This is a genomic window from Saccharothrix hoggarensis (genome assembly GCF_052936025.1).
On record NZ_CP193624.1, the window covers coordinates 2,381,433 to 2,398,190 of the forward strand.

General features: G+C 71.2%; 10 protein-coding genes and 1 riboswitch. Of the genes, 8 read left to right on the forward strand and 2 right to left on the reverse strand.

Translation table 11 applies throughout. From position 1 onward, the window contains the following. The first annotated feature begins 8 nt into the window (after positions 1 to 8). Positions 9 to 138: riboswitch (cobalamin riboswitch) on the forward strand. Positions 139 to 172: 34 nt separating this feature from the next. The 8 genes from cobN to ACRAKH_RS11555 all read left to right on the forward strand — a co-directional run bounded on the left by cobN (position 173) and on the right by ACRAKH_RS11555 (position 13,495). Further along, on the forward strand, positions 173 to 3,736 hold the full coding sequence (gene cobN / locus ACRAKH_RS11520) for a cobaltochelatase subunit CobN (protein ID WP_380723215.1): 3,564 nt from the start codon (positions 173 to 175) through the stop codon (positions 3,734 to 3,736). A 679-nt stretch (positions 3,737 to 4,415) separates the two neighbouring features. Beyond that, positions 4,416 to 5,702: an ABC transporter substrate-binding protein gene (locus tag ACRAKH_RS11525; protein ID WP_380723213.1), complete on the forward strand. Its 1,287-nt coding sequence runs from the start codon at positions 4,416 to 4,418 to the stop codon at positions 5,700 to 5,702. 74 nt (positions 5,703 to 5,776) lie between these two features. Continuing rightward, positions 5,777 to 6,706 (forward strand): carbohydrate ABC transporter permease, encoded by a 930-nt coding sequence (locus ACRAKH_RS11530; RefSeq protein ID WP_380723230.1) that lies wholly within the window; start codon positions 5,777 to 5,779, stop codon positions 6,704 to 6,706. Then, positions 6,706 to 7,605: a carbohydrate ABC transporter permease gene (locus tag ACRAKH_RS11535; RefSeq protein ID WP_380723212.1), complete on the forward strand. Its 900-nt coding sequence runs from the start codon at positions 6,706 to 6,708 to the stop codon at positions 7,603 to 7,605. The genes ACRAKH_RS11530 and ACRAKH_RS11535 overlap by 1 nt, the downstream gene beginning before the upstream one ends. Before the next feature lie 2 nt (positions 7,606 to 7,607). Beyond that, on the forward strand, positions 7,608 to 9,023 hold the full coding sequence (locus ACRAKH_RS11540; protein ID WP_380723211.1) for a glycoside hydrolase family 1 protein: 1,416 nt from the start codon (positions 7,608 to 7,610) through the stop codon (positions 9,021 to 9,023). After that, on the forward strand, positions 9,020 to 10,051 hold the full coding sequence (locus tag ACRAKH_RS11545) for a LacI family DNA-binding transcriptional regulator (RefSeq protein ID WP_380723209.1): 1,032 nt from the start codon (positions 9,020 to 9,022) through the stop codon (positions 10,049 to 10,051). Before ACRAKH_RS11540 ends, ACRAKH_RS11545 begins: the two co-directional genes overlap by 4 nt. A 340-nt stretch (positions 10,052 to 10,391) precedes the next feature. Continuing rightward, positions 10,392 to 10,802, forward strand: coding sequence for a hypothetical protein (locus ACRAKH_RS11550; protein ID WP_380723207.1), 411 nt, complete (start codon positions 10,392 to 10,394; stop codon positions 10,800 to 10,802). Then, the gene (locus ACRAKH_RS11555; RefSeq protein ID WP_380723205.1) at positions 10,799 to 13,495 is read left to right on the forward strand and encodes a cellulose binding domain-containing protein; all 2,697 of its coding nucleotides are present in this window, start codon (positions 10,799 to 10,801) and stop codon (positions 13,493 to 13,495) included. Before ACRAKH_RS11550 ends, ACRAKH_RS11555 begins: the two co-directional genes overlap by 4 nt. Here the strand turns inward: ACRAKH_RS11555 and ACRAKH_RS11560 are convergent. Together ACRAKH_RS11560 and ACRAKH_RS11565 are read right to left on the reverse strand one after the other, a co-directional pair. Next, positions 13,492 to 13,920: a LapA family protein gene (locus ACRAKH_RS11560; RefSeq protein WP_380723203.1), complete on the reverse strand. Its 429-nt coding sequence runs from the start codon at positions 13,918 to 13,920 to the stop codon at positions 13,492 to 13,494. The two genes, ACRAKH_RS11555 and ACRAKH_RS11560, sit on opposite strands and share 4 nt — an antisense overlap. A gap of 36 nt (positions 13,921 to 13,956) precedes the next feature. Further along, positions 13,957 to 16,677 carry an nSTAND1 domain-containing NTPase gene (locus tag ACRAKH_RS11565; RefSeq protein ID WP_380723201.1) on the reverse strand — a complete coding sequence of 907 codons (2,721 nt, stop codon included), beginning with the start codon at positions 16,675 to 16,677 and terminating at the stop codon, positions 13,957 to 13,959. Between the last annotated feature and the right edge of the window lie 81 nt (positions 16,678 to 16,758).

Here is a 16,758-nt window from a genome sequence, read left to right on the forward strand (position 1 = left end):
CTGGATGCTAACTGCCGTTAGGGTGACCTCCGAACGGCGAAGCAGCAGGAGGAAGCCGGTGTGAATCCGGCGCGGTCCCGCCACTGTGACCGGGGGAGGCCCCGGGAGTCAGGAACTCCGCTCGCCGTCCCCCACGACCGGGGCGAGGACCCCCGAGGGATGGAGCCCGCACGTGATCCTGCTGTTGTCGACCTCCGACACCGACCTGCTGTCCGCCCGCGCGAGTGGCGCCGACTACCGCCTGGCCAACCCCGCCCGCACCGCCGTGGACGACCTCCCGGCGCTGGTCGAGGGCGTCGACCTGGTGGTCGTGCGCATCCTCGGCGGTCGCCGGATGTGGGAGGAGGGGCTCGACTGGCTGCTCGCCTCCGGCCTGCCGGTCGTCGTGCTCGGCGGCGAGCAGAACCCGGACGCGCCGCTGATGGAGCTGTCCACCGTGCCCGGCGGGGTGTGCGCGGAGGCGCACGCGTACCTGGCGCACGGCGGCGCGGCGAACCTCGCGCAGCTGCACCACTTCCTGTCGGACACGGTCCTGCTGACCGGCCACGGGTTCGCCCCGCCCGAACCCACGCCGACGTGGGGCGTGCTGGAGCGGGAGGCCGCGGGCGAGGACGGCCCCACCATCGCCGTCCTGTACTACCGCGCCCACCACGTGGCCGGGAACACCGCGTTCGTGCACGCCCTGTGCGACGCGATCGAGGCCAAGGGCGGCCGGCCCCTGCCGATCTTCTGCGCGTCCCTGCGCGCCGCGGACCCCGCCCTCCTGGCCGAGCTGGGCAAGGCGGACGCCCTGGTCGTCACGGTCCTCGCGGCCGGCGGCACGAAGCCCGCCGCGGCCTCCGCCGGCGGTGACGACGACGCGTGGGACGTGGGCGCGCTGGCCGCGCTCGACGTGCCGATCCTCCAAGGCCTGTGCCTGACGAGCAGCCGGGCCGCGTGGGACGGGAACGACGACGGACTGTCCCCTTTGGACACCGCGACCCAGGTGGCGATCCCCGAGTTCGACGGCCGGATCATCACCGTGCCGTTCTCGTTCAAGGAGGTCGACGAGGACGGGCTCACGGTCTACGTCGCCGACGAGGAGCGCGCGGCGCGGGTCGCCGGCATCGCCGTCCGCCACGGCAGGCTCCGCCACATCCCGCAGGCCGAGCGCCGCGTCGCCGTCATGCTCTCGGCGTACCCGACCAAGCACTCCCGCATCGGCAACGCGGTCGGCCTCGACACCCCGGCCAGCGTCGTGCGGCTGCTCGCCGCGATGAAGGACCACGGCTACGACATCGGCGACGACCTGCCGGGCGTGGCGAACCTCGACGGCGACGCGCTGATCCACGCGCTGATCGCCGCCGGCGGCCAGGACGCCGACTGGCTCACCGAGGAGCAGCTCCAGGGCAACCCGGTGCGGCTCCCGGCGGCCCGTTACGCGGAGTGGTACGCCACCCTGCCGGAGGACACCCGCGAGGGGATGGAACGGCACTGGGGCGCGGCGCCCGGCACCCTGTTCGTGGACCGGTCGCGGGACCGGGACGGCGAGATCGTCCTGGCCGCCCTGCGCTCCGGCAACGTCGTCGTCATGGTGCAGCCGCCGCGCGGCTTCGGCGAGAACCCCATCGCGATCTACCACGACCCCGACCTCCCGCCGAGCCACCACTACCTGGCCGCGTACCGCTGGCTGGAGGACGAGTTCGGCGCCGACGCCGTGGTGCACGTCGGCAAGCACGGCAACCTCGAGTGGCTGCCCGGCAAGACCGTCGGCCTGTCGGCGGGCTGCGGTCCCGACGCCGCCCTCGGCGACCTGCCCCTGATCTACCCGTTCCTGGTCAACGACCCGGGCGAGGGCACCCAGGCGAAGCGGCGCGCGCACGCCACCCTCGTGGACCACCTGGTGCCGCCGATGGCGCGGGCCGACAGCTACGGCGACATCGCCCGCCTGGAACAGCTGCTGGACGAGCACGGGAACATCGCCGCGATGGACCCGGCCAAGCTGCCCGCCATCCGGGCCCAGATCTGGACCCTCATCCAGGCCGCGAAGCTCGACCACGACCTGGGGCTGGACGACCGGCCGCACGACGCCGAGTTCGACGAGCTGATCCTCCACGTCGACGGCTGGCTGTGCGAGGTGAAGGACGTCCAGATCCGCGACGGCCTGCACGTCCTCGGCGAGGCGCCCACCGGCGAGACCCGCGTCAACCTGGTCCTGGCCATCCTCCAGGCCAAGCAGATGTGGGCGGGCCAGACCGCCGCCCTGCCCGGCCTGCGCGAGGCGCTGGGGCTCGCCGACACCACCCGGACGAGCACCGACCGGGTCGAGGCGGAGGCCCGCGCGCTCGTCCAGGCCATGGAAGACGCCAATTGGGACGTGAACGCCGCCCGCGGCCTCACCGACAACGGCGATGTCGCGCGCATCCTGGAGTTCGCCGCCACCGAGGTCGTGCCCCGGCTCGCCCGCACGACGGACGAGATGACGAACGTGCTGCACGCGCTCGACGGCGGTTACGTCCCGGCCGGTCCGAGCGGGTCGCCGCTGCGCGGCCTGGTGAACGTGCTGCCGACCGGCCGGAACTTCTACTCGGTCGACCCCAAGGCGGTGCCGTCCCGGCTGGCCTGGGAGACCGGCCAGGCGATGGCCGACTCGCTGCTGGAGCGCTACCGGGCGGACACGGGGGAGTGGCCCCCGTCCGTGGGCCTGTCGGTCTGGGGCACGAGCGCCATGCGCACCGCCGGTGACGACATCGCCGAGGTGCTGGCGCTGCTGGGCGTGCGGCCGACCTGGGACGACCAGTCACGCCGGGTCACGGGTCTGGAGGTGATCCCGCTGGATGAGCTGAACCGGCCGAGAATCGACGTGACGGTGCGCATCAGCGGGTTCTTCCGCGACGCATTCCCCCACGTGGTGGCACTGATCGACGACGCGGTGCGACTGGTCGCGAACCTCGACGAGTCCGACGCCGACAACTTCGTCCGGGCTCACGCGCAGGCGGATCTGGCACAGCACCACGACGAGCGCCGGTCGACAATGCGCGTCTTCGGCAGCAAACCGGGCGCGTACGGCGCCGGTCTCCTCCCGCTCATCGACAGCCGGAACTGGCGGGACGACGCCGACCTCGCCGAGGTGTACGCCGTCTGGGGCGGGTACGCCTACGGTCGGGAACTGGACGGCGTCGAAGCGCGACCGGCGATGGAGAACGCGTACCGGCGGATCGCCGTCGCCGCGAAGAACATCGACACCCGTGAACACGACATCGCCGATTCCGACGATTACTTCCAGTACCACGGCGGCATGGTCGCCACGGTGCGCGCGTTGACCGGGAAAGCGCCCGCCGCCTATGTCGGCGACAGCACCCGTCCCGACGCCGTGCGCACCCGGACCCTGCACGAGGAAACGAATCGCATCTTCCGCGCCAGGGTGGTCAACCCGAAATGGTTGGCCGCGATGCGCAAGCACGGGTACAAGGGCGCGTTCGAATTGGCCGCCACGGTCGACTACCTGTTCGGCTACGACGCCACGACCGGTGTCGTCGCCGACTGGATGTACGAGCAGTTGGCGGCCAGTTACGTGCTGGACCCGGAGAACCGGAAGTTCCTGACCGAATCCAACCCGTGGGCGCTGCACGGCATCTCGGAACGCCTGCTGGAGGCGGCCGAGCGCGGTATGTGGGAGCACCCGGAGCCGGAGACGCTGGCCGCCCTCCGGACCGCGTACCTCGAAACCGAGGGCGACCTGGAAGACGGGCGCTGACCACCCGGCCGCCGCGTTCCCCGGAACGCGGCGGCCCGATCACGAACCGGACTCGCCCGCGGAGCCGAGCCGCGGCGGCGGCCGGTGGGTCCGGTTCGCGTCGAATGGCGAGTCGAACAGCCGGTCGGATCACGATTGCGATCGCGACCCGAATGAGGGGTACCCCTATATTCGGGCTCCTCGGGAATACCCCGGCGCCGAACAGCGGCGGAACGGGCCGGCTCTGGTCCTGAATGGACGATTGCGGGCGGCCCGCGGGCGCCCGATCGGGGCCACTCGGACAACTCGGCGGAGACGGCCGTCGGCTCACCGGACGACTCCCCGTGCGCGGCCGGCGACTCGCCGTGCCGTGACGCGGAACACTCCCGAACCCCACCCCGGCGTCGCGTGTCGCGCGGTCCGGTGGACACTGGTGCCGGGTGAGCGGGTTACGGCTTGTGAATGCGTTCCGGATCTCCGGCTCGCGAGGTGAACCGAGCGTGTCCGATCGGTCTACGAACTGTGCCTGAACGGACCACTGGCGGCACCGCCGGCGGAATCGGTCCAGCAGGGCGAATGTCGCAAGGTCGGTAACAGCGCGGACACGGGAGCTTGACACAACTCCGTGGCGCGAACCACACTCCCCCAAAACCTGGGAGCGCTCCCAGAACGTTCACCGCCGATCAACTGAGGAGTTCTCGTGCGCTACCGTCGAGCAGGCTTGGCCAAAGTCCTGGCCTGCACCGCAGTGCTCGCCGCAGCCGCTACGGCATGCGGCTCGGGCGGATCCGGAACCTCGTCCGATGGCAAGGTCGAGCTGACCATCGCGACCTTCAACGAGTTCGGTTACGAGGAACTCCTCAAGGAGTACGAGGCCGCCAACCCGAACGTCAAGGTCACGCAGCGCAAGACCGGACAGGGCGCGCCGCACCACCAGAACCTGTTCACCAAGCTGGGCGCGGGCTCCGGTCTGGCCGACGTCGAGGCCGTCGAAGAGGGCTTCCTGAGCCAGGTCATGGCCAAGTCGGGCCAGTTCGAGGACCTGAAGGAGATCGGTCCGAAGGACGTCCGCGAGGACCGCTGGCTGCAGTGGAAGGTCGACGCCGTCACCACCAAGGACGGCAAGCTCATCGGCTACGGCACCGACATCGGCCCGCTGGCCATGTGCTACCGCAAGGACCTCTTCGAGGCCGCCGGCCTGCCGTCCGACCCCGAGGGCGTGAAGGCCCTGTTCGCCACGTGGGACTCGTACTTCGAGGCCGGTGACCGCTACGTCGCCGCCACCAAGAAGCCGTGGTTCGACTCGGCCGCGCAGATCTTCAACCCGATGCACAACCAGGCCAAGACCGGCTACTTCGACCGCGACGACAAGCTCGTGATCGAGACCAACGACGACAAGAAGATCTGGGACCAGGTCACCGCCGCGGTCGCGGGCGGCCAGTCGGCCAAGCTCGCCGCGTGGAGCCCGGAGTGGGAGACCGGCTTCAAGGAGTCGGCGTTCGCCACCAAGACCTGCCCGTCGTGGATGCTGGGCGTCATCGAGGGCAACGCCGGCCCCGAGCACAAGGGCAAGTGGGCCGTCACGGCCGCGTTCCCCGGCGGCGGCGGCAACTGGGGCGGCTCGTACCTGACCGTCCCGAAGCAGGGCAAGAACAAGGCCGAGGCCGCCAAGCTGGCCGCGTGGCTGACCGCGCCGGAGCAGCAGATCAAGGCGTTCAAGGCCAAGGGCACGTTCCCGAGCCAGACCGAGGCCCTGATCTCGCCGGAGCTGCTCAACCAGACCAGCGAGTACTTCGGCGGCGAGAAGGTCGGCATGCTGTTCGCCGAGCAGGCCAACAAGGTCGCGGCGGCGCAGTACAAGGGCCCGAAGGACGGCGAGATCCAGGACAACATCGTCTCCCCGGCGCTGCTGTCGGTCGAGCAGGGCACCTCTCCTGAGGACGCGTGGAAGCAGGTCGTCGAGGGAGCCAAGAAGGCTGCCAAGTAATGACGACCGAGCTTTCGGTCGCGCGCGGGCGGGGCTCCGAGCCCCGCCCGCCGCGGCGCGACGACAACGATGACATGGGTCCGGCGAAGCTCGGCTGGCGCTACCGGCTGACCCGCCTGGACGTGAAGGTCTCCCCGTACCTGTACATCGCCCCGTTCTTCATCCTGTTCGCGGTCGTCGGGCTGTTCCCCCTGCTCTACACCGCGTACATCTCCCTGTTCGACTGGGAGCTGGGCGCCGACGAGCAAGCCTTCGTCGGCGTCGAGAACTACACCACGCTGTTGGCCGACGCGCAGTTCTGGAACGCGATGGTCAACACCCTCAGCATCTTCGCGATGTCCACGATCCCGCAGGTCATCACGGCGGTGCTGCTCGCCGCGCTGCTGAACACGGCGTTGCGCGGTCGCACCGGCTGGCGGATGGGCGTGCTGCTGCCCTACGTCGCCAGCCTCGTCGCGCTGACCATCATCTTCGGCGACCTGTTCGGCGTCCAGTACGGGTCGGTCAACGACATCCTCGAGTTGTTCGGCATCGAGCGGATCGACTGGCAGGCCGAGCGGTGGTGGAGCCACGTCGCCATCGCCACCATGGTCAACTGGCGCTGGACGGGCTACAACGCCCTGATCGTGCTGGCCGCGATGCAGGCCATCCCGCGCGACGTCTACGAGGCCGCGTGGGTCGACGGCGCGAGCAAGGTGCGCCAGTTCTTCAGCATCACGCTGCCCCTGCTGCGCCCCACCATGATCTTCGTGGTGGTCACCTCGACCATCGGCGGCCTGCAGATCTTCACCGAGCCGAAGCTGTTCGCGCCCTCGGGCAGCAGCAACGGCGGCGCGACCAACCAGTACCAGACGGTCGTGCTCTACATGTACCAGTCCGGTTTCCAGAGCTTCGACCTGGGCTACGCCTCGGCCATGGCCTGGGTGCTGTTCATCGTCGTCATCGCGATCGCGGGGATCAACTTCCTGCTCACCCGCAGGCTCGCGTCCAGTGGGGAGGCGTGATGGCCACCATCACCGACCGCCCGGCGCCTTTCGCCGCCGCGCCCGAAGCCAGGAAGCCCCGGCGGTCGAGGGCGGTGTCGCTCTCCGAGCGGCGTCCCGGCTTCGTCGTCTACGGCATCCTGATCGCGTTCATCCTCGGCTCGGCGTTCCCGTTCTACTGGTCGTTCCTCGCCGCCAGCCACGACGACGGCACGTTCAAGTCCGAGGGGCCGCTGCTGCCCGGCGGGCACTTCTTCTCCAACGCCTCCCGGGTGCTGGACTCGATCCCGTTCTGGAAGGCGCTGGGCAACAGCATCATCGTCTCCGGCACGGTCACCCTGTCGGTGGTGGTCCTGTCCACGCTGGCGGGCTTCGCGTTCGCCAAGCTCCGGTTCAAGGGCCGCGGACCCCTCATGGTGTTCGTGGTCGCCACGCTCGCCGTCCCCACGCAGCTCGGGATCATCCCGCTCTACATGGCGATGGCGGAGTTCGGCTGGTCCGGCACCCTCGGCGCGGTCATCGTCCCCAACCTGGTGACCGCGTTCGGCGTGTTCTGGATGCGCCAGTACATCGCCGACGCCGTGCCCGACGAGCTGATCGAGGCGGCCCGCATGGACGGGTGCAGCATGATCCGCACGTTCTGGCACGTGTGCCTGCCCGCGGTGCGCCCGGCCGCCGCCATGCTCGGCATCTTCACGTTCATGATGTCGTGGAACGACTTCCTCTGGCCGCTGATCGTGCTCAACGCGGACAACCCGACGATGCAGGTCGCCCTGGAGAAGTTGCAGAGCGGCTACTACGTCGACAACTCGCTCGTGCTCGCCGGGACCACGATGGCCACGGTCCCGATTCTGATCGTCTTCCTCGTACTCGGTCGGCAGATCGTCGCCGGGATCATGCAGGGTGCTGTGAAGGGGTAGCTGTGGAGTCGATTTCCTTTCCCGAGGGATTCGTGTGGGGCGCCGCGACCGCGGCGTTCCAGATCGAAGGCGCGACAACCGTTGACGGTCGCACCGCGTCCATCTGGGACACGTTCTGCAAGCTTCCGGGTGCGGTGGTGGGCGGTGACACGGGTGACCCGGCCGCCGACCACTACAACCGGGTGGACGAAGACGTCCAGTTGATGGTCGACCTCGGGCTGCACGCCTACCGGTTCTCCACCGCGTGGCCCCGCATCCGACCGGACGCCGGTCCGGTCAACCAGCTCGGCCTGGACTTCTACTCCCGGCTGGTCGACAAGCTGCTCGAGAACAACATCACCCCGTGGCTGACGCTCTACCACTGGGACCTCCCGCAGACCCTCGAGGACGAGGGCGGCTGGGCCAACCGGGACACGGCGTACCGCTTCGCGGAGTACGCCGAGTCGGTCGTCGGCGCGCTGGGCGACCGGGTGGACAACTGGACCACGCTCAACGAGCCGTGGTGCTCGTCGCTGCTGAGCTACGCGGCGGGCATCCACGCGCCCGGCCGCCAGGAGCCGGAGGCCGCCGTCGCGGCCGTGCACCACCTGCTGCTGGCCCACGGCCTCGCCACCGCGGCGATCCGCGACCAGGCGCCGAACGCCAAGGTCGGCATCACGCTCAACATGTACCCGATCATCCCGGCGGACCCGGACGACCCGGCGGACCTCGACGCCGCGCGCCGGCTCGACGGCCTCCAGAACCGGATCTTCCTCGACCCGCTGTTCAAGGGCGAGTACCCGGCGGACATCGTCGAGGACCTCGAGCCGTACGGGTTCTCGAAGCACATCCGCGAGAACGACCTGGAGATCATCTCGGCCCCGCTGGACCAGCTGGGCGTCAACTACTACGCCGAGCACTTCGTCAGCGGCACCCCGGAGCCGGAGCCCGAGGCGCCGGTCCAGTCCAACGGCCGCCGCCCGACCGGGTCGCCCTGGGTCGGCGCGGAGCACGTCTCGTTCCCCAGCCGCGGCCTGCCGCGGACGGCGATGGACTGGGAGGTGCAGCCGGACGGCCTGTTCAAGGTGCTCATGCGGGTGCACCAGGACTACCCGAGCATCCCGCTCTACGTCACCGAGAACGGCGCCGCCTACGTCGACTCCATCAACGACGACGGGTCGATCGACGACCCCGAGCGCCTCGGTTACATCGAGTCGCACCTCAGGGCGGCGCATGCGGCCATCGAGGCGGGTGTCGACCTCCGCGGTTACTTCGCGTGGTCGCTCATGGACAACTTCGAGTGGGCCGAGGGGTACGCGAAGCGGTTCGGGATCGTGCATGTCGACTACGAGACGCAGGTTCGGACGCCTAAGATGAGTGCCATGTGGTACTCGCAGGTTGCCCGTGGCAACGCTCTCACGGCGACGGTCGCTCCGTGACGGATGCCGTTGACCCACCCAAGGCACGACGACCCAACACCCGGCTGGAGGAGGTCGCTCGTGCAGCCGGTGTGTCCAAGTCGACCGTGTCGCGGGTGATCAACGGCGAACCGTACGTCAGCTCGCGGGCGCGTGAGGCGGTCCACCAGGCCATCGGACGCCTCGGGTACAGCCCGAACCAGGCGGCTCGGACGCTCGCGGGCAGCCGGGCCAACTGCATCGCCCTGGTGGTGTCCGAACAGGGCAGCCGGGTGCTGGCCGACCCGTTCTTCGCCGGTGTGCTCCGCGGTGTGCACGCCGAGCTGGCGGGCAAGCGGGTCCAGCTCGTCCTCATGATGAGCAAGGAGGGCGACGAGCAGGACCTGGTCAACTACCTCTGCGGCGGCCACGTGGACGGCGTGCTGGTGATCAGCCTGCACGGCCAGGACCCGCTGCCCCGCACGCTCGCCGACGCGGGCCTGCCGACCGTCGTCGGCGGCAGGCCCCTCGGGGCGGGCGGAGTGCCCTACGTCGACTCGGACAACTTCAACGGCGCCATGGAGGCGGCTCGCTACCTGGTCTCGCTGGGTCGCAAGCGCATCGCCACCATCGCCGGCCCGCGCGACATGGCGGTGGGCATGGACCGGTTGTCCGGCTGGAAGCGCGGCCTGAGCCAGGCCAGGCTGGACACCGACCTCGTCGCGTACGGCGACTTCACGCCGGAGAGCGGCGCGGTGGCGATGGCCGACCTGCTCAAGCGGGCGCCGGACCTCGACGCCGTGTTCGTCGGCGCGGACATCATGGCGCTCGGCGCGTTGCAGACCCTGCACGCGCACGGCAAGCGGGTGCCCGAGGACGTTGCCGTGGTCGGGTTCGACGACCTGATGATCGCCTCCACCGCGGTCCCGCCGCTGACCACGATCCGCCAGGACGTGGAGCAGTTGGGCCGGACCATGACGTGGCGGCTGATGGCGGAGCTGGCCGGCGAGGAGAACCTGCCGCCGTTCCTGCTCCTGCCGACCTCGATGGTGTCCAGGTCCAGCGCCTGACCCGTCACCGGCGGGCATCGCGTCCCGCCTGAACACCTCCGACCCGGGGTTCCCGGGTCGCGACGAGCGTGCCGAGACCCGGGCCGAGGCCCGGGTCTCGGTGTTTTCGAAGCGATTCGACCTCCGTTCGACGGGTTCGACACGCCGGGTGCGCGGTCGGGACCGCACTTCACTCGGATGGCGTAACGCCGCCTCCTTGCCGGAGGTGGATCACCCTGGCTACGGTCCAACCTGCGTGATCTGGGAGCGCTCCCAGACGTCATGCGGAGACAAGCTCGGGGGGAGCGGTCCCTTTCGCCCATCCGCCTCCCCCCACCCCCGCGCAAAGGAGCGCAGCACGATGGCAGCCCGACGGACCCCGCTCGCGGTGACCTCCGTCGTGCTGCGGTCGAACGGCCCCGCCACCGCGTCCGCGGACTCGGGACGGGTCGCCACCGGGTCGCGGCTCACCGCCCACCGACCGGATCGCTGCGCCGGCGCAGGGCTCAACCGCCGCGTGGATGACTCGTCGGACCGGGCGGACCGCCGGTTGGTCCGCGGTGTCGGCCCTCGGTCGGACCGACACGCCGGCGACCGGCTGAACCGCCGCGCGGGTGACCTGTCGGACCGGTTGGCCCGCAGCGGCCCTGGGCACGGCCTCGCCGCGACCAACGACCACCGCCGGGCGACCGGCGCCGCCACCGCCACCGCCACCGCGCGGCACGTCCTCGCCGTCGTCGGCGGATCACGAGTCTGGGGAGTGGAGCCATGAGACGGCTTCTGGCGTTGACGACCGCGGCCGTGGCCGCGCTCGGTGTCGTGCTGGTGTCGAACGCGGTCAGCCCGGCCGCCGAACCGTCCGCCTCGGCGATCGTGCAGCCGCACAAGTGGCGCAACGTGGAGATCGAGGGCGGCGGCTTCGTGCCGGGCATCGTCTTCAGCCCCGCCGAGAAGGACCTGATCTACTCGCGCACCGACATCGGCGGCGCGTACCGGTGGAACCAGGCGACCGGCCGGTGGACCCCGCTGCTGGACTGGGTCGGCTACGAGAACTGGGGCTACAACGGCGTCGTCAGCATCGCCCCCGACCCCAAGGACGCCGACAAGGTGTACGCGGCCGTGGGCATGTACACCAACGGCTGGGACCCGAACAACGGCGCGATCCTCCGCTCGTCCGACCGCGGCGACACGTGGCAGACGTCCGTACTGCCCTTCAAGCTTGGCGGCAACATGCCGGGCCGCGGCATGGGGGAGCGGCTGGCCGTCGACCCCAACGACGGCCGGGTGCTGTACCTCGGCGCGCCCAGCGGCAAGGGCCTGTGGCGCAGCACGGACAGCGGCGTGACGTGGTCGCAGGTGGTGAGCTTCCCCAACCCCGGCAACTACGTCGAGAACCCGAACGACCCCGGCGGCTACGCGGGCGACAACCAGGGCGTGGTCTGGGTGACCTACGACCCGCGGTCGTCGACGGCGGGCAGCCCCAGCAAGACGGTCTACGTCGGCGTGGCCGACAAGGAGAACACCGTCTACCGCACCACCGACGCGGGCGTGACGTGGGAGCGGCTGGCGGGCCAGCCGACCGGCTACATCGCCCACAAGGGCGTGCTCGACCACCAGGGCGGCTTCCTGTACCTCGCGACCAGCGACAAGGGCGGCCCGTACGACGGCGGCAAGGGCGACGTCTGGAAGTACGACACCGCCACCGGCGCGTGGACGCAGATCAGCCCGGTGCCCTCGTCGAGCGCGGACAACCTGTTCGGCTACAGCGGTCTCACCGTCGACCGGCAGAACCCCGGCACGATCATGGTGGCCACCCAGATCGCCTGGTGGCCGGACGTCACGTTCTTCCGCAGCACGGACGGCGGCGCGACGTGGACCCGGATCTGGGACTGGGCGGGCTACCCGAACCGGTCGTTCCGCTACAAGATGGACATCACGTCCTCGCCGTGGCTGAGCATGGGCGCGAACCCGGCGCCGCCGGAGGTCAGCCCGAAGCTGGGCTGGATGACCGAGTCGCTGGAGATCGACCCGTTCGACTCCAACCGGATGATGTACGGCACCGGCGCGACCGTCTACGGCACCACGGACCTCACGAAGTGGGACACCGGCGGCCAGATCACGATCAAGCCGACCGCCGCGGGGCTGGAGGAGACCGCGGTGCTCGACCTGATCAGCCCGCCCACGGGCGCGCCGCTGATCAGCGGTCTCGGCGACATCGGCGGGTTCCGGCACGACGACGTCACCAAGGTGCCGTCGATGATGTTCCAGCAGCCGTTCTTCACCACCACCACGAGCCTCGACTACGCCGAGGCGAACCCGTCGGTCGTGGTCCGCGCCGGCAACGTCGACGGACCGGCGCACGTGGCGTTCTCCACCGACGGCGGCGCGAACTGGTTCGCGGGCGCCGATCCGGCGGGCGTCACCGGCGGCGGCACCGTGGCGGCGGCGGCCGACGGCAGCCGGTTCGTGTGGAGCCCCGGCGGCGCGGCGGTCCACTACTCGGTGGGCTTCGGCAACACCTGGACGCCGTCCACCGGCATCCCGGCGGGCGCCGTGGTCGAGGCGGACCGGGTGAACCCGAAGAAGTTCTACGGGCTGGCCGACGACACCGTCTACGTCAGCACGGACGGCGGCGCGACGTTCACCGCCGGCCCGACCGCGAACGTGGCCAGGCTGCACGCCGTGCCCGGCCACGAGGGCCACCTCTGGCTGGCGGGCGAGGGCGGACTGTTCCGCTCGACCGACTCCGGCGCGACGGTCGCCAAGACCCGCGACCACATCACCAGCGCGGTCAACATCGGCTTCGGCAAGCCCGCCGAGGGCAAGACCTACCCCGCGCTGTACGCGGTGCTGACCCTCAACGGCAAGACCGGCGTGTACCGGTCGGACGACGAGGCCGGCCTCGGCTGGGTGCGGATCAACGACGACGCCCACCAGTACGGGAACATGGGCGAGGCCATCACCGGTGACCCGCGCGTCTACGGCCGCGTCTACCTGGGCACCAACGGGCGTGGCGTGCTCGTCGCCGACCCGAGCGGCAACATCAGCACGACCGAGCCCACCGGCACCACGACCACGTCCACCAGCACCACCACCACGACCACCACTGGGACGACCACGACGACCACGGACCAGCCGCCGCTCGGCGACTGCTCCGTGCGGTACTCGGTCGGCAGCCAGTGGGGAGGTGGCTTCACCGCGTCGGTGAAGATCACCAACCGGGGGACGAGCGCCGTCACGGGCTGGAACCTCGGCTGGTCGTTCGCGAACGGCCAGAAGATCGTCCACAGTTGGAACGGCAAGGTGTCGCAGAGCGGCGCCGCCGTCACGGTGACCAACGAGGGCTGGAACGGGACCATCGGAGCGGGTCGCTCGGTGGACTTCGGATTCCAGGCGAGCTGGCAGGGCAGCAACGTCGCACCCACCGGCTTCACGCTGAACGGTAGGACCTGTTCACTCGGCTAACGCAGCCCTCGTTTGGCCTGGCGGCGCAGCTGCGTGATCCGAGCTGCGCCGACCAGGGCCACCACGATCGCGCCCGCGATCGCCGCGAACAGCAGGGCCACGCCCAGCGGCAACGTGCCCGCCGCGCCGAGGAAGTGGATCGTCACGCCGGCGAGGTTCTGCAGGATGAACACCAGCAGCACGATCAGCACGACGATCGACGCCAGCACCGCGACCCACGTGCCGCTGATCCGGGTCGGCTTCAGCTTCGGCGGTTTCCCCGCGTCCTCGGTCCGGTGGTCCGGCGGGGCCGGCGAGGCGATCGGGGGCGGCGTGGGCTCCAGGGCGTTCGGTCCCGTCTCCCGCGGGCCCACCGCCGGCGGGCCGTCCGGGATCGGGCTGGCCGGCAGCGCTTCGGTGCGGTCGTCGTCACGCGGGGTGGTCACGACGTGATTATCCGTCCGGGCCGGCGGCCCCGCCAATCAGGCGCACGGCCGGCGGTACTCCAGCGCGCCCACGGCCTCCACGTACTGCTGCCACTCGTCGCGCGAGATGTGGGCCTCGACGGCCGCGCACATCTGCGTGACGGCGAGGTCGAAGTCGAACTCCCAGGACCGCGTGGTGCCGTCGGAGTTCGACGTGACGACCTTCTGGGACGTCTCGCCGAACGACACGGCGTAGACGCCGGTGGTGCGGCCGCTGATCCGGCCCCGTTCCGCCGGCCGGGCCGGGTCGGTGACGTCCCACAGCACGACCTTGTCGTCCTTGCCCACGGTGGCGAGGGCCTTGCCGTCACGCCGGAAGCCGAGCGCCCGGATCGCCTCCGGGTGCACCTTCTGCGCCCACACCTCGGTCGGCGCCCACTGGCTGCTGCGGTCCCACAGGCGGACCACGCCGTTCGCGCCGCCCGCGGCGAGCGTGTCGCCGTCCGGCGACAACGCCACCGCGGTGATCTCGCGGCCGGTGGCCAGCTCGCCGATCCGCAGCGGGTGCACCGGGTTCGACACGTCCCACAGCCGGATCGTCCCGGCGTCGTCCCAGGTCACGACGACCTGACCGTCCTGGCTGTAGGCGACGCCGTTGACCGGGCGCGGGTGGCCGATCAGGTGCGACCGCTCGACCGGCCGGGCCGGGTCCGACCAGTCCCACACCACCACGTCGCTGATCTCCGACACGGTGACGACGGTCCGCGCGCCCGCCGGGTCGAGCGCGATCCGCAGCACCGGGAACGTGAACGTGTGCGCCACCTCGGGCGCGATCGCGTCGGTGACGTCCCAGACCCGCGCGGTGCGGCCCTCCAGCGTGGTGGCGAACGCCTGCTCCACGCCGCTGACGGCCATCGACGTGACGGTCGCGCTCGGCGTCGTGCGCTTGCCCAGCGGCAGGTAGGTGGTGTCGTTGGCGGGCGTGGGGACGCGCGCGTTCGGCCGCGGCAGGCCGTCCGGGCTGAGGCCCTGGCCGGACGGGAACGCCGAGCGGCTGACCATGTCCTGGGCGCTCGCCGCGTGCGCGCTGAGCACGCCGTCCCGCAGGGCGTCGGTCGGGTTGAGCTGGTAGGCGGCGAGGGCGAGTTGGTCGGCGAGCCTCGGGTCGCTGCCCCGCAACGCCTGCGCCTGGTTCGACACGAACCACGCGGCCGACGACTTCCAGCCCTCCGCGGCCTCCTTCTGCGCCTCGATGGCGAGGACGACCGCCGTGCCGGCGAGCACCAGCAGCACGGCCAGCAGCGCCACCAGCTGGCGCAGTCTGCGGGTGCGCCGGTGCGCGAGCCGCCGTTCCCGGTCGCGGGCCTGGAGGCTGTCGGCCAGGAACTCCCGCTCCTGGGCGCTGGTGCGCACGCCGTCGCGCTGCGTCCAGTCGACGGCCGCGTCCAGCCGGGCGCCCCGGTACAGCGCGTCCGGGTCGCGGCCGAGCGACTCCCAGGTCGCGGCGGCCTCGGTCAGCCGGCGCATGGTGCGCAGCCCGTCCCGGTCCTCGGCGAGCCAGCTCCGCAGCCGCGGCCAGGACCGGATCAGCGCCTCGTGCGCGATCTCCACGCTGTCGCGGTCGAGGGTGAGCAGGCGGGCGTGGGCCAGCCGGTCGAGCACCACGTCCACGTCCACGTCGTGGTCCAGCTCGGCGCGCGGCAGCCGGCGCTTGGTGTCCTCGGTGCCGTCACCGAGCGCGGTGAGCCGCAGGAACACCTGGCGCGCCAGGGCCCGCTGCTGCTTCTCCAACGACGTGTAGGTGCGTTCGGCGGTCTGCGCGATGGCGTGCTGGATGCCGCCCGCCGCCTCGTACCCGGCCAGCGTCAGCGTGGTGCCGCGCCGCCGCCGCCACGTCTCCAGCAGGGCGTGCGACATGAGCGGCAGCACGCCCGCCTGGCCCGTGGCGTCGGCGATCAGCCGGGACACCAGCGCCGTCTCCACCGTGCACGACGCCTTCACGGCGGGCTGCATGATCACCTGCCGCAGCTCCTCCGGGCCCATCGGCCCGAGCAGCAGCTGGCCGTCGGTCAGCGCCGCCACCAGAGCTGGGTGCTGCGCGCAGTGCCCGTAGAAGTCCGCGCGCACGCCGAGCACGACCTTGCACGGCGCGGCCAGCAGCGCGTCGAGGTAGGCGGCGCGCCGGTCGTCCTGCCACAGCGTGAAGACCTCTTCGAACTGGTCCACGATCAGCAGGCCGGCGGACAGGTCCGGGTCGGACTGCTCGCTGGGCGTGGTCACGACGACCCGGCCCGCGCCGGCCAGCCGGGGCACGAGGCCCGCGCGCAGCAGCGACGACTTGCCCGCGCCGGACGCGCCGAACACGGCGACGAACCGCCGGTGCGCTATGCGCTGCTCCAGGTCGTCCAGCAGGTGGTCGCGGCCGAAGAACCACTCGGCGTCCTCGGTGCCGTAGGCGGCCAGGCCCGCGTACGGCGGGTGGCCCTCGTCGGGGCGCGGCTCGGGGTTCGGCGACACCTCGGCGGCGACCTGGTGCCAGCGGTCCTCCCACTCGGCCACGTCGCCCTCGCAGGCGCGCACGTACGCCAGGGTCACCGCCAGCGTGGGCAGCTTCCGCCCGCCCGCCGCGTCCGACAGGGTCGTCGCCGAGTAGTGGGCGCGCGCCCCCAGCTGCCGGTAGCTGTACCCGCCCGCCTTGTCCCGCAACGACCGCAGGTCCGCGGCGAACCGCAGCAGCGGGCTGTCGCCGACGTCCAACGGACGTTCACCACGCGGCACCGGTCCACCCCCTGCCCTTCTCCGCCGATTGTCCCGCGTCGGCGCCGCAACGCCGAAACGTGCCATCCAGGCTGTCAGACG

Coding starts and splice junctions, on each gene's coding strand:
- ACRAKH_RS11535 (WP_380723212.1), top strand. CDS start 6,706: ATGGCCACCATCACCGACCGCCCGGCGCCTTTCGCCGCCGCGCCCGAA.
- ACRAKH_RS11550 (WP_380723207.1), top strand. CDS start 10,392: ATGGCAGCCCGACGGACCCCGCTCGCGGTGACCTCCGTCGTGCTGCGG.
- ACRAKH_RS11555 (WP_380723205.1), top strand. CDS start 10,799: ATGAGACGGCTTCTGGCGTTGACGACCGCGGCCGTGGCCGCGCTCGGT.
- ACRAKH_RS11530 (WP_380723230.1), top strand. CDS start 5,777: ATGGGTCCGGCGAAGCTCGGCTGGCGCTACCGGCTGACCCGCCTGGAC.